The 13453-nt window shown below is 65.6% G+C and carries 9 protein-coding genes and 5 pseudogenes; 11 read left to right on the top strand and 3 right to left on the bottom strand.

Annotated features, from left to right (window positions below; translation table 11 throughout):
• Positions 1–8: 8 nt before the first annotated feature.
• Both IU450_RS40575 and IU450_RS13240 read left to right on the top strand, forming a co-directional pair.
• Positions 9–1532, top strand: coding sequence for a DUF6519 domain-containing protein (locus IU450_RS40575; RefSeq protein ID WP_267470545.1), 1524 nt, complete (start codon positions 9–11; stop codon positions 1530–1532).
• 142 nt (positions 1533–1674) lie between these two features.
• Positions 1675–3765 (top strand): DUF4157 domain-containing protein, encoded by a 2091-nt coding sequence (locus IU450_RS13240; RefSeq protein ID WP_228834531.1) that lies wholly within the window; start codon positions 1675–1677, stop codon positions 3763–3765.
• Here the strand turns inward: IU450_RS13240 and IU450_RS13235 are convergent.
• Together IU450_RS13235 and IU450_RS13230 are read right to left on the bottom strand one after the other, a co-directional pair.
• Positions 3753–4077 (bottom strand): annotated as a pseudogene (locus IU450_RS13235) (adenosine-specific kinase); the annotation flags it as partial. The gene IU450_RS13240 and the pseudogene IU450_RS13235 overlap by 13 nt on opposite strands.
• Positions 4078–4105: 28 nt before the next feature.
• Positions 4106–4312, bottom strand: a pseudogene (locus tag IU450_RS13230) (IS3 family transposase); the annotation flags it as partial.
• Positions 4313–4424: 112 nt separating this feature from the next.
• Between IU450_RS13230 and IU450_RS13225 the strand changes: the two are divergent.
• From IU450_RS13225 to IU450_RS13190, 9 genes and pseudogenes are all read left to right on the top strand, one after another.
• Positions 4425–5147: pseudogene (locus IU450_RS13225) on the top strand (IS5 family transposase); the annotation flags it as partial.
• Positions 5148–5295: 148 nt separating this feature from the next.
• A complete protein-coding gene (locus tag IU450_RS39675) occupies positions 5296–6492 on the top strand; it encodes a reverse transcriptase/maturase family protein (RefSeq protein WP_228834530.1) in 1197 nt (398 codons plus the stop codon).
• A 66-nt stretch (positions 6493–6558) separates the two neighbouring features.
• Positions 6559–7233: a group II intron reverse transcriptase/maturase gene (locus IU450_RS39670; protein ID WP_324197679.1), complete on the top strand. Its 675-nt coding sequence runs from the start codon at positions 6559–6561 to the stop codon at positions 7231–7233.
• Positions 7234–7486: 253 nt separating this feature from the next.
• Complete coding sequence (locus IU450_RS13215; RefSeq protein ID WP_195150441.1) at positions 7487–8653, top strand: IS110 family transposase; 1167 nt, start codon at positions 7487–7489, stop codon at positions 8651–8653.
• 71 nt (positions 8654–8724) lie between these two features.
• Positions 8725–9030, top strand: coding sequence for a transposase (locus tag IU450_RS13210; protein WP_195150104.1), 306 nt, complete (start codon positions 8725–8727; stop codon positions 9028–9030).
• Between the two features lie 2 nt (positions 9031–9032).
• A complete protein-coding gene (locus IU450_RS13205) occupies positions 9033–9509 on the top strand; it encodes an IS3 family transposase (RefSeq protein WP_195150103.1) in 477 nt (158 codons plus the stop codon).
• 51 nt (positions 9510–9560) lie between these two features.
• A pseudogene (locus IU450_RS13200) lies at positions 9561–10355 on the top strand (IS5 family transposase).
• Positions 10356–10807: 452 nt separating this feature from the next.
• Positions 10808–11698: a hypothetical protein gene (locus IU450_RS13195; protein WP_195150102.1), complete on the top strand. Its 891-nt coding sequence runs from the start codon at positions 10808–10810 to the stop codon at positions 11696–11698.
• 391 nt (positions 11699–12089) lie between these two features.
• Complete coding sequence (locus IU450_RS13190; RefSeq protein ID WP_195150101.1) at positions 12090–13076, top strand: hypothetical protein; 987 nt, start codon at positions 12090–12092, stop codon at positions 13074–13076.
• 53 nt (positions 13077–13129) lie between these two features.
• Here IU450_RS13190 and IU450_RS13185 read toward each other — a convergent pair.
• Positions 13130–13416 (bottom strand): annotated as a pseudogene (locus tag IU450_RS13185) (transposase family protein); the annotation flags it as partial.
• Positions 13417–13453: the final 37 nt, after the last annotated feature.

Raw genomic sequence — 13453 nt, 5'->3', positions numbered from 1 at the left:
AGACCACGATGCACGGTGACTTCTCCCGCCGCACCTTCCAGGCGGCCGACCACTTCGCCGCGGTGCTGTTCCAGCAGGGCCGCGTGCAGCTGGACGCCGATTTCAACGAGAACGCCGAGATCCTGCTGCACTATCTGCGCACGGTCGTCGAAGATCTGGTCGGCCGTGCCGCCGCGCCGAAGGATCACGCCGGATTCGATGTGCGTGCCGCGCCCCCGGTTGTCGGCACGCCCGCCGATCTGCTGATCGGTCCTGGCCGGATGTACGTCGACGGCCTGCTCGTCGAGAACGAGATCGGTGATCCGGACGTCGCCACGACCTGGACGAGCTACTGGAACCAACCCGACGGCTATCTCGATCCCAGCGTCACCGAAGATCAACTTCCAGAGGGCATATTCGTAGCCTATCTGCGTGTCTGGGAGCAGCTGGTCACCGCCCTGCAGCGGCCACGTATCCGGGAGGTTGCCCTGGGCGACCCGGGCCCGGATACGGCGACGCGGGCAAGGGTGGTGTGGCAGCTGGCGCCGCTGCCGCTGCCCGGCGTTCCGGGCGCGGAGCTGGATGATCCGGCCAAGCGAGCGGCGGCACTGGATGAGGCCCTGCGGGATCGGCTCGCGGCGTTGCATCCCGATCCGGGCCTGCTCACCGCCCGTGCCCGCCGACCGGTCTACAGTGACGCCGATCCGTGCCAGCTGCCTCCGGAGGCCAGGTTCCGCGGCCCCGAGAACCAGCTCTACCGGGTCGAGGTGCACAGCGGCGGGCCCGCATGGCCCGCCACCACGCTCACCGCGAGCGGGCGGGGGCGACAAAAGACGCTGGCCGGGGCCACCTTTAGATGGTCGCGGGAGAACGGCTCGGTGGTCTTCCTGATCACCTCCGTCAGCGGCAACCAAGTGCAGCTGGCGACGCTCGGGCGCGACGGCAAGCTGGGCCTCGAGATCGGCGACTGGGTCGAACTCACCGACGACGCCGTCGCCGCTCGCGTCGCCGACGATCGCGATCTCACCACGGTGCAGGAGATGCCCGCGCTGTTGGAAGTGACCGCCATCGACCCCGATACCCGCACGGTCACACTATCCGGCCGGACGCCCGGCGACTGCGGAATGCACCAGAGCCGCCACCCGATGCTGCGCCGCTGGGATCATCGCGCACCCACCCGCTACGAGTCCGACAGCGGCACCAGCAAACAGGCCATCGCGGTGGACGGCGCGCTGCCCATCATCGAAAACGTCTGGATCGCACTGGAAGACGGCGTCGAGATCATGTTCACCGCTCCGGAACCCCCGCCGCCCGGGGAGAGCGTCGGCCCGAACGAGGTCACCGCCACCTACCGGCCCGGCGACCACTGGATTTTCCCGGCGCGCACCGTGACCGGCGATGTCGAATGGCCGCACGACGCCGACGGACCGATCCCGCGCCTGCCCGACGGCGTGCGGTATCACTACGCCGCGCTGGCCCTTGACCTCGGCCAGGGCCCGCCCACCGATCGCCGACGAGTGTTCGACCGACTGCCCCATGTGCCCGATGCCTGAGCACGCGCACTATTCCGCAGCGAGGCGCTCGAAGAGCGCGTCGCCGAAAAACGCTGCCGAGCCGGAACATCCACGCACCGCGACGGGTCCGGTGAACGGGAACGGCTGGTACGGAATGAATTTGGCGGAGGTGCCGCTCACCATGACGACGCCGTCGGATCCGCTGGAAATCGAGGCGGCGTCCACGGCCGCCGCCGGGCACGGATCGCCGCGCGGTCACGGATCCGAGGGCGGACATCGGGCCCTGCGGCCGGAGGACGACAGCGCGGTCCGTGCGGTGCTCTCCGAGCCGGGCGCGGCGCTGCCCGCGAGGCTGCGGCACGATGCGCAGGCGCGGCTCGGCTCGGACTTCAGCGGCGTGCGCGTGCACACCGGCCCGCGCGCCGAATCGTCGGCGCGGGCGGTCGACGCCGCGGCCTACACCGTCGGCCCGCACATCGTCTTCGGCGCGGGCCGATTCGCGCCGGAGACCCGGGCGGGGCGGCAGGTGCTCACCCATGAACTCACCCACGTCGCGCAGCAGGCCCATTCCGGGCGGGTGGTGCTGGCCCGCCAGCCCGCCAACCAGGACGACCCCGATAAGAACGTATCGCTCGGCGCACTCGACAGCGCCCTGGTGACCCGGGTCGGTGAGGCGGTCGTCGGCCCGGCGTCGTGGACGATCGCGCGGGAATTCCTGCGCGGCCTGCGCGGCGGGCTGGCTTCGGTGAGCCCGGACCAGCAGGCGCGGATCGACAAGAAGTTCGACGACTGCGGCCCGCTGAACGCCGCGAAGTACGCCGGTGGCTATCTGGTCGGCATCGTCATCGGTCTGGGTCAGGGCCTGTGGGGTCTGGTCGAGGCGCTGTGGACCCTGATCACGTTGCCGTACAAGGTCGCCGCGTTCACCTACCAGACGTTGCCGGAGCTGGCCGCGAAATACGTTCCGCGCATCCAGCAGATCGTGGACGAGGGCGGCGGTCTGAAGGGGATCGTCGCGGACCTGCTGAAGAATCCGCGCGAGACCTGGCAGGCGCTGAGCGGGATCGCCGACCTGGTCAAGGCGGCGGCACTGGCGAAGGTGCGGCCGTTCGGGCGCGGTGCCGCCAAGGACATCCTCGCCCTCCTGGAAGAGGATTGGTACTCGTTCGGCCGAGACATCGGCAAGGTCGTGGGGCGGGTGCTGTTCGAGATCGCCCTGCTGGTCGCCTCGGATGCCATCGGCAACATCGTCAAGGGTGCGGCCGAGATCGCGGGCAAGATCGCCGCCCGCGCCGTCGAGGGCGTCGTGGATATGGTGCGCGCCGTGGGCCGATTGCTCGGCAAGGCCCTGGACTGGCTGGCGACCATCGGAAAGATTATGAGCGGCAAGGCCGCCGAGATCTTCGAGAAATTCAAGGTCCTGCTCGGCAAGCTGCGCACCGTCATGGCGGAGATGCTGCCGGAGGTCGCCGAGACCAATATCGGCGGCTTCAAGATGGCGGTGCCGGAGACCAAGGGCGCGGCGGTGCTGGAGTCGCGGGCCGTCCGCGACCCACACAAGGTCGCCCAACTGACCCCGCCGAAGGTGCATCCATCCAAGGCCGGAGCACCCACGACCACCAGCCCGCGCGCACCTGAAACCCCGAGCCGGATCACCGACAAGGAGATCTCGGAGCACCCGGGGGGCGGTACCCAGGGCGGCGAGCCGCCGAATCTCCAGGAGGTACTGGACGAGGCGATCGATCAGCTGGACAAATCGGACCAGCCGTTCCGGCCACACGGTAAGTCCGGGTTGCAGCGCAAGCCCGTCACCAAGGACATCGACGAGATTCGTCCGGTAGGGGAGAAGGGCATTTCACCACAGGAGGCCCGGGCCCGGGCCCTCGATGTGTACAACCATCAATTTCTGGACCCGGCGACCAACCGGAGCACCAAATATCTGGGCGCCGAAACCCGCCCGGGCGCCACCGGGGGCAGCCTGGTCTCCGTCGCGGAAAACCCGAACGCGTTGGTGACCCGCACGTTCGGTGAGATCGTGGAGATGCGTGCCATCTTCGACGAGGCGGTGGGCAAGATCAAGAATCCGGGCGGCCTCTCGCCGACCGCGTTGAAGGCCCGCATCAACGACAATATCTGGGACATTATCAAGACCGGCAACAGCGAGGCCGCCGTCAGAGTACGAGAGGCCTTGGGGCGGCTCGGTTTCGTGGTATTGCGGGATTCCGCTCGGCGGCTGGTGGTTCGCGCGGTGCGGCGGACTCACAGCTTGTAGCCGATGGTGCGGAGCAGTTGTCTGCGGTCGGCCTGATCCTGGGCGGACTCCACACCGAGGGGCGGCTGGCCGTCCACCACGCCGACGATGCCGCGGCCGAGGGCGGTCTCGGCGATCAGGACCTCCACCGGATTGGCTGTGGCGCAATAGATTCCGCAGGCCTTCGGGACCCGGCGGATGGCGTTCAGAACGTTGACCGGATAGCCCCTCGAGCAGGAAGGCGATGAAGCAGCGGCCCGCGCCGACGGCGGCGGTTGCGTTCTCGGTCGCCAGTTCGGTCAGGTCGTCGTCGTTGCCCGAGTGATGTGCCAACGGTTTCGTGGAGTCAGAATTCTGGACTTCAGGCCACGGGTTGAACGGATGGTTGCATCATCTCGTATTCGATCGGTGTCCGCATACCGAGGGCCGAGTGGCGCCGATGACGGTTGTGGAAGATCTCGAGGTACTCGAAAATTGCGTTCGCCAGCTCGATCCTGGTTCGCCAGCGTTTCCGGTTGAGTAGCTCGGTTTGCATTCTGCCCCAGAAGGATTCGATGACCGCGTTGTCGTCGCATTATCCGGCTAAGACCGTGTCTCACATGGGACTGATTCGTTGCCTGCGTGCCGAGATCGGTTGTGCTGCATGATGGTCGGTTGTGGATGCGTTGTCGTTGCGGTTGGTGCCGGACGAGTTGAGGGAGTTGGTCGAGCCTCTGCTACCGGAATTCACTGCTCGTCCACAGGGTGGCGGGGTGCCCGCGGTAGATCAGCGAATGGTCTTCACGGCGGTGGTGTACGTGTTGACCAGCGGTTGCGCGTGGCGGATGTTGCCACCGTCGTTCGGTGTCACGGTGCCGACGGCGCATCGCCGGTTCACGGTGTGGACGCGGGCGGGGGTGTGGAGGCGGTTGCATCGGGCGGTGCTCGACGAGTTGGGGGCTCAGGGGTTGATCGACTGGTCGAGGGCGGTGGCCGACGGGGCGAGTGTTCGAGCGAAAAAGGGGGCGATCTGACCGGCCCGAATCCGACGGATCGTGGCAAGTCGGGGTCGAAGTTGCACGTGTTGACCCATCGGGCGGGCATCCCGCTGTCGGTGGCGGTGTCGGGCGCGAATGTTCACGACTCCCAGGCGTTGAAGCCGTTGGTGAAGGCGATCCCTGCCGTACGGTCGCGGCGCGGCCCGCGACGACGGCGACCGGACAAGTTGCATGCGGACAAAGCCTATGACCAGCCGGAACTGCGACGGTGGGTCCGACGGCGTGGGATCGCGGTGCGGATCGCTCGCAGGGGAATCGAGTCCGGGGAACGTCTCGGCCGTCACCGTTGGGTGATCGAGCGGACGATGTGCGCCGCGCAAGCGGCGTGTCGTATCCCCGGTTCAGCCGGGAAGAACTTGGAGGGACCCGCGTGATAAGGCGAAAGCTGGATTGCCTGAATCCCAATCTCCAGTCGATGCAAGTTCCCATCCACCGGAACCGACCGCTGAAACCGGTGCCGCGCTCTGTGTCGGAGTCGAAGTGTTGGCCGATGCAACCTCCAGGGTGCGGGGCGATGCCCAGCGAGGGCATTGAAGGAGATGAGTGGGGTGCCTACGTCACGCTGTCACGTACGACACGCACGAACGCGGGATCGCCTACGGGACGCGAGTCCTATGGCGACGGAGGCCTCGTAGTAGTCGCCGGAGTAACGCCCGGCCAGGGAGGACGGGAAAGCCGTCCGCAGGGCGAAGGGGGCCAGGTGAATCGGACACTCGATGATCGGGAGGTATGCGAAATGCAAAGCGCTGCAACGGTGCTGGGTGTCCTGCGTGAACGCGGCAAGCGGAATCTGCCGTGCGAGGAGTTGTATCGGCAACTGTTCAACCCGCAGTTGTATCTGCTGGCCTACGGCCGCATCTACGCCAACCGGGGCGCGATGACGGCCGGGGTCACACCGGAAACCGTGGACGGCATGTCGCGGGCGAAGATCGACCGCATCATCTATGCGATGCGCCACGAGCGCTACCGATTTCGTCCGGTCCGGCGAGTTCACATCCCGAAGAGGAACGGCAAGACCCGCCCGTTGGGGCTGCCGACCTGGTCGGACAAGCTTGTCGGCGAGGTGATGCGCCTGCTGTTGGAGGCGTACTACGAACCGACGTTCTCCGACCGGTCCCACGGGTTCCGTCCGGGTCGAGGCTGTCACACCGCGCTGCGGGAGATCGACAACACCTGGACCGGGACCGCGTGGTTCATCGAGGGCGACATCGCCGACTGCTTCGGCTCGCTCGATCACGACATATTGATCGGGATCGTGTCGGAGAAGATCCACGACAACCGTTTCCTGCGGCTGCTGCGCAACATGCTGACGGCCGGAGATCTGGAGGACTGGAATTGGGGTGCCACCCTGTCGGGAGCTCCTCAGGGCGGGGTCGCGTCGCCGATCCTGTCCAACCTCTACCTGCACAAGCTGGACAGATTCGTTGAAACGCAACTCATCCCGGAATACACCCGAGGGGACCGCCGGGCACGAAACCCTGCCTACCTGAAACTGCAGACACAACTGGCACCTGCTCGCCGACGGGGTGACCGGGCCGCTGCCCGGACACTGCGACAGCAAATGGTGAGCCTGCCCATCGCCGATCCGGACGACCCAGGATATCGGCGGCTGCGCTACTGCAGATACGCAGATGATCATCTGCTCGGGTTCGCCGGACCCAAGGCCGAAGCCGAGGAAATCAAAACAGCGCCTGGCGCAGTTCCTGCGTGATGACCTCAAACTGGAACTGTCCCAGGAGAAAACGCTGATCACCCACTCCCGAACAGGCGCGGCCCGATTCCTCGGCTACGAGATCACCGTCCAGCACAACGACACGAAGAAGACCGGCCGTTACCGAAGAGTCAACGGCCAGATCACCCTTCGCGTCCCACGCGCGGTGATCAAGGCCAAATCCGTCCCTACCTGCGCCGCGGCGAACCCGCCAAACAGGCGGCCCTGACCAACGGCAGCGACCACACCATCGTCGCCACCTACGGGGCCATCTACCGGGGCATCGTCCAGTATTACCTGCTCGCCGGTGACGTCTATCGGCTGCACCGACTGCGCTGGGTCATGGAGACCTCCATGCTCAAGACCCTGGCAGGCAAGCACCGCTCGACCGTGTCGAAGATGGCGGCCAAGCACAAAACCAAAATCACGACACCGCACGGGCCACGCACCTGCTTCGAAGCACGCATCGAACGCGACAACAGGAAACCACTGGTCGCTCGGTTCGGAGAGATACCACTGCACCGGCAGAAAACGGTGAGAGTCATCGACTCCCAGCCGATCCGGGCCGACTACCCGCACAAGGAGATCCTCACCCGGCTCCTCGCGGACACCTGCGAACTCTGCGGCACCGTGGGCAACGTCGAAGTCCACCACATCCGCAAGCTCGCAGAACTCGGAATACCCGGACCGCTTCAGCCCCAATGGATCACGGCCATGAGAAACCGGCGACGCAAGACCTGAGGTTCCGGCTTATATGGATGTCACCGGTCGGCAGGCTGGATGATCACCGGCCGTAGTCTGCCGGAGGTGTCGAGTCGGGGCTGGCTCGTGAGGTTCCTGCCGCCCGTTCGGGCTGGCTCACCGGGGGTTTGCGCCCCGGCCCGACACCGGCCGCGGGCCTGACTCAACAGAGGTGTGAGACACACAGGCCGAAAGCCGGAATGTCGCCCGCGGCTTCCTATATCCGACGAGGGATCAGGAGACGTGGTTGACGGTGGTGATCGGGGTCGACCCGCACAAGTCCACCCATACGGCGGCAGCGCTGAATGCGGGAACCAACAAGACGCTCGAGACGATCCGGATCGACGCCGCCTTGCCGGAGTATCGGCGGCTTCTGGTGTGGGCGAAACGTTTTCCCGAACGGTACTGGGCCGTGGAGAACGCGTGGGGTCTGGGTCGGCATCTGGCCCAATGGCTGATCGCCCACGGTGAGAAGGTCACCGACGTGCCGTCCACGGCCACTGCACGGGTGCGGGAATTGTCGCGGGGCGGGCGGCGCAAGAACGACAATATCGACGCGGCCGCGGCTGCCAGTGTGGCGGCGTTGCACGGCGATGCGGTGCCCGTCGAGGCCGAGGGAGCGAGCACCGTGCTGCGCATGCTTGATGAGCGGCGCACGAATCTGACCAGGCAGCGCACCCGCACGGTCAACCAACTGCACGCGGTGATGCGGGAGTTGCTGCCCGGTGGCGTGTCCACCGATCTGACCGCGAACCAGGCCGCCGATGCGTTGCTGCGGGTCCGCCCGTCCTCACCGGTGGAACGCGCCCGCAAGGAACTCGCCCGCGACCTCGTCGCCGACGTGCGGATTCTGGACGCCCGGCTCAAGGCCAACCAGCAGCGCATGCAAGACACCGTCACCGATTCCGGCAGCAGCCTTCTCGACGTGATCGGCGTCGGACCGGTGGTCGCGGCTCGGCTGCTGGGCCGCACCGGCCGCGCGTCACGGTTCCGCACCGCGGGAGCCTTCGCAGTCCACACCGGCACCGCACCGATCGAAATCGCCAGCGCCGACAAAGCTCGTCATCGACTGTCCCGCCACGGCGATCGCCAGCTCAACAACGCCCTGCACACCATCGCCTTGACCCAAGTGCGCATGCCAGGCACCAGAGGACGGATCTACTACGACGGCAAGATCGCCGAAGGCAAGAGCCACAAGGAAGCGATGCGCTGCCTCAAACGCCGTCTCTGCGACCATGTTTGGCGCATCATGATCGCCGGCGAACGCCGCCACACGAGCGGGGCGGGTTCCGGAGGACACTCGGGGGCGACTACGAAATCCTGCGCGGCCAGCTCAACCCCGCACGCCAGCTCTTCGGACAAGTCACTTCCGGAACCCGCCATCGACCAGGCTACGACCAAACCCGCTCCAGCGGCTTGACAAACACAGAGGAACCCCCGCTTTCTCGGAGGGCTCTGACTGTGGTCCGATAGGACCGGAAGGAGTCATTCGTGGCAGCACCGAAGAAGTACCCGGACGAGCTGAAGGCGCGGGCAGTGCGGCTGTATCGGGAGTCCGACCCGAAGCCGACGATCCGGAAACTGGCCGCTCAGCTCGGAGTGCATCACGAGGCGTTGCGGCTATGGATCCGCCAGGCCGAGGCCGATGCCGGCGAACGCGACGACAAGCCGACGACCGACATGCTGGCCGAGAACCGGGCCCTGAAGAAGAAGGTCGCGGAGCTGGAGCGAGTCAATGACATATTGCGTTCCGCGAGTGCGTATTTCGCCTCGGAGCTCGGCCAGACCCGGCGGTGATCATGCGGTTCGTCGAACAGAACAGTCAGCACCCGGTCGAGCTCCTGCTACGGGTCCTGGGCATCGCGCCCTCGACCTATTACGGGTGGAAGAAGCGAGCGCAGCAGCCGTCTGACCGCCAGGTCGCCGACCAGGAATTGCTGGCCGAGATCGTCGATATTCATACCAGTTCCGGCGGAACCTACGGGTCACCACGAGTACATGCCACATTGCGGCGCAGAGGCATACACTTCGGCCGCAAGCGGGTCGAGAGGTTGATGCGGCGGTCGCGGCTGCAGGGCGCGTTCCTGCGCAAGAAATGGCGGCTCGGATCGACACGGCAGGACCCACGGGCGATGCCGGCGCCGGACCTGGTCGAACGCGACTTCACCGCCACCGAGCCGAACCGGTTGTGGGTTGCCGACGCACCAGTGAGCCTACGACCGAGGACCGACATAGTCGGAACCCGCGCCGGGCACGAGCAGCCTAAGAGCTCCTAACAGGTTCGGCCGGGTGGCGTTGACTCCTGTTGCAGTGCAGTATGTTTCGTCGTGGCGGCACCGTGGGTCGTGGATGACGAGTTGTGGGCAGTGATCGAACCGCTACTGCCGGTCCGGGCGCCGGGTACGCCGGGGCCGGCGCGGATGGACGACCGGCTGGTGTTCCAGGGGATCTTGTTCGTGCTGTTCACCGGGATCGGGTGGGAAGACCTGCCCCAGGAGCTGGGCTTCGGGTCCGGCATGACCTGCTGGCGGCGGGTGCGGGACTGGCAAGCGGCCGGGGTGTTCGAGGCGATACACCAGGCGATGCTCGCCCACGCCAACAGCGCCGGGTTGATCGATTTCGACCGGGTCATCGCCGACGCCTCGCACGTGCGGGCGAAAAAAGGGGCGCCGCGACCGGCCCGAGCCCAGTCGACCGCCGCAAGACAGGATCGAAACACCACATCCTGACCTGCGGAAACGGGCTACCTCTCGCGGTCGCGCTGTCGGGCGCCAACGTCAACGACCACCTGATGCTGCCGGAGTTGCTCGACCGGGTCCGGCCGCTGCGCGGCAGAACGGGTCGGCCTCGCCACCGGATCAAGGCACTGATCGCGGACAAGGGCTACGACTATCCGCGCGTGTATGACGAACTGCGGCAACGGCGTATCACCGGGCTACATCCCCCGCCGCGGCACCCACGACAAGGTGACAGGGCGATGGATCGTCGAACAATCCCTGGCCCTGCTGCACCAGTATCGCCGCCTCGCCACCCGCTGGGAACGACGCACCGACATCCACCAAGGACTCCTCGACCTCGCCGCCGCCCTCATCTGCTGGCGAAGACTCCGCAACCGAACCTGATAGGTGCTCTAAGGACTTCCTGGCGGACGCGTTCAGCATCTCCAGCGCCAAGTAGCCCGGCATTCACAACGTCCGGCGCAAAGACCCCAGAGCGAAAGCTCTGGGGTCTTTTGCTATTCAAGCCCTATCCCAACACTTCGACACCCGCGCGCGTCCTGGCTGCCAACGGGGTGATTCGTGGGCGCTCGTACGCGAGTCATGCGCGCTCGTTCAGTTGCCGCAGCCTCGACTCAAACATGTTGCGCACATGAACCGTCACGGGTTGGGGGCCGCTTCTTCCTAGTGGAAGATGGTCATCATCATGTCGAAGCGCTACCCGCCTGAGGTTCGCGAGAAGGCCGTGCGTCTGGCTCTCGAGCGACTCGTGCGGGCCGTCGTAGGTCCGGCTGGCAATGGGGTACCGAACTAGAAGAGGCCGCTATGAGTGTGGCGTATGCGGCACGGTTGCGAAGATGAGCAAGGCACACGTGCCACCGCAATGCGCGGGCAATGAAGGCGCGGTGACACGGGGGGCCTGGATGCGCAACGGCAGCACTGTGTCTCTCGGCCGCGCCGACGAAGGTGGGATCTGGTTCCTTGGACAGTGTCGGTCGTGCAACTCCGCCGCAGGGCGGCGGTTCGATCAGGCGTACGGCGAACTCGCCGCGGCGTTGCGGCCTCTCTGGCTTGCCTCGCTGACACGGCAGTCGTCCGCGCCGATGCCGATTCCGTCGGTGGCTTTCAACCCTGGCGCAGTAGTTCGATCTCTGCTTGCTGGCATGTGTGCGACAACGATGATGCTTCGCCAGGAATGGGCTGACGTAGCGCGTTTGCTCGATCCCGCATCGGCGATAGAACTCCCGCCTGACTGGAAGTTGTGCCTAGCCATGACCAAGGGAAAGACCGCGTGGGTTTCGGGCACGAGCGCGGGCGGCTACCTCAATGGACCGCAGTCGACCAGACGAGCGCCTGATGGTGGCCCTCGCGTCTTGATGACGTGGGCATCGGTGTTCTTCCCGCCATTGGCATGGCATCTGGTCGGACATGGACAACAGATGCTTCTCGAGGAGGGCTGGATCGATGTAAGCCGTTGGTGCGCAATCGCCCCGACCGAAACCCGTGACCTGACAGAGTTCGCTTCGGCTCTGCCACTGGTCCGACATCCGCGTCACGAAATCAACGGGGATCATCATTGGGGCGAGATGCTCCAGCATGATGTTTCTCTGGTAGCCGAGTGTTTCGACGTTACCGACAGCTCCAGCGATGAAGCTCGTGCGCGCCGTCGGCTTATGAGTCGACGGATGGTGTCGATGGAAGATTTCGAAGCCGCTGCAATGCAGCGAGGGATTACCTTCGAAGCTTAACTCAATAGGAACCTAACCAAGATTAAGGGCATCCGCTGCAATATGGGGTAGCCGTTACCGTCACTTCCTCCTTCTCGGTGGTTCCGACCGTTCCGTACACGGACATGCAGCCAGACGGTGCAGTTGGTCGGGCCAGCGCTCAGCCGGTCTGGGACACGCTGGAGCAGGGTGGGTGTTTGACCGGATCAGAAGCGACCGCCAGTATGGGGGCGGGCCTTCGGGAGGCCCTTCTCCGGCGCCGCGCCGCCCCTTTGCAGCGCCGACTCAAGGGATGAAGAAGCGGTTCGCTCCACCCGGCACGTTTCATTAGCACCCATCCGCGCCCGCAGGTCACACAATCTGACCTGCCGACCATGGTGGGCACTCAGGGCGGCAGTGCTCCGATTGGACCTTGATGGCTGCACGTGGTCGTATCACCGACGAAATCCGCGCCTATCGTTCCTATACGGGTGAATCTGCCCAAGCGGCGCGCCAGATCCGCCCTCCCGCCCACCGTACATCGATACCTGCAGCGGTCGGCGACCAGATGCTCCTGGAAGCCGAAATCCTTGTAGCACTGATCGACTCCAGGAACTGGACAGTGCATCCATTCGCAATCTCCCGCGTGCGACCACAGCGCGACGGGATCGTTCTTTGGGTCGACGAGCGTGTCGCGGCTTTCGGCAGGACGTACGATGCCGCAACCGATGTGCTGTATCGCTTGGTGCCCTATGCGGACGAGAACGGCTCTTTCGTCGCAGGAGTGGCCGGCCTGCGGCTCGGGCGGCACTCCGGACGGAACATAGAATTGCGGATGGCGGGCACTTCGGGTGTGGTTGTGCTGCGGTGCGCGCCGCATGCGAGCTGGCGCGCAGCGATCGATACCGTCCGCACCGACCTAGAAGCCAGCGACCATCGCCCGCTGTGGGATACCGGGTGCACAGTGGGCGCGTCCGAGCGGCGTTTTATCGGCTGGCAGATCGACGCATTCCCGCAGTTCGCGTGGCTCGGCTCTGCTCTGCTGCGTCGCCTGCATCTGTTCCGAAGCGCATCGCGTGCGTTTTACACGAAGGGCTGGTGCTGCAATGGACGATTCAAGTTGGAACTGAACTCGACTGCGGGCATCGGCTCGTACCATCGGCAGTTCATCGACTGTCTCACCGATAGCGGCCTCGGGATCCCCCTCGCCACGAAAGACATTGACTGCTACTGCGACAGTCTGCAAACCATGCAATCGTGCACCTGTTGGATAGAACTCGGACCGCGAACAGGTGACGCGATCCTACAGCTCCGGTTCTCTCACAACCCCAGGACAATCCAGTTCCGGCCCGAATTCGAGAGTATCGGTGCCGACTCTCGCTGGCTCGACATCGTCCTACCACCACGGGCGGATCACTAAGGGCTGTCCCGTATGTCTGGGATAGCCAGGCTTGCTACCTGTCGGTCACCGGCTCAGTGGGCGTGGGCGAGGTTGGCCAGAGCCCTGGCCATCGCGACAGCGACCCCGTCACCGCGTAACCGGCAGTCCCGCAGGATCTCCAGCTCCTCACCTGGGCGAAGGCATGCTCGACACGAGCACGGACCCTGCGGTGGGATTTGTTCTGAGCCTGTTTCCATTCCGGCAGCTCGACCCCGGGCGCCCGGCCGTGCGGGATGATCACCCCGGTGCCCTGGTAGCCGCCGTCGGCGATCACCACCGCGTTACGGCAGGCATGGGCAGCACCGGACTCCGCCCAGGCTAGTCGCCTCACCCCACTCCCAACCTTCGCCGGGGCT

The organism is Nocardia abscessus (assembly GCF_015477775.1).
Classification (GTDB): domain Bacteria; phylum Actinomycetota; class Actinomycetes; order Mycobacteriales; family Mycobacteriaceae; genus Nocardia; species Nocardia abscessus_A.
The sequence above is the reverse complement of the archived record's forward strand: the minus strand, read 5'-3'. Positions and strand labels throughout refer to the sequence as shown.

Excerpts from the sequence above, each read along its gene's own strand:
- IU450_RS40575 (WP_267470545.1), top strand. The coding sequence starts at position 9 with ATGCACGGTGACTTCTCCCGCCGCACCTTCCAGGCGGCCGACCACTTC.
- IU450_RS13240 (WP_228834531.1), top strand. The coding sequence starts at position 1,675 with ATGACGACGCCGTCGGATCCGCTGGAAATCGAGGCGGCGTCCACGGCC.
- IU450_RS39675 (WP_228834530.1), top strand. The coding sequence starts at position 5,296 with ATGCCCAGCGAGGGCATTGAAGGAGATGAGTGGGGTGCCTACGTCACG.
- IU450_RS13205 (WP_195150103.1), top strand. The coding sequence starts at position 9,033 with ATGCGGTTCGTCGAACAGAACAGTCAGCACCCGGTCGAGCTCCTGCTA.
- IU450_RS13195 (WP_195150102.1), top strand. The coding sequence starts at position 10,808 with ATGAGCAAGGCACACGTGCCACCGCAATGCGCGGGCAATGAAGGCGCG.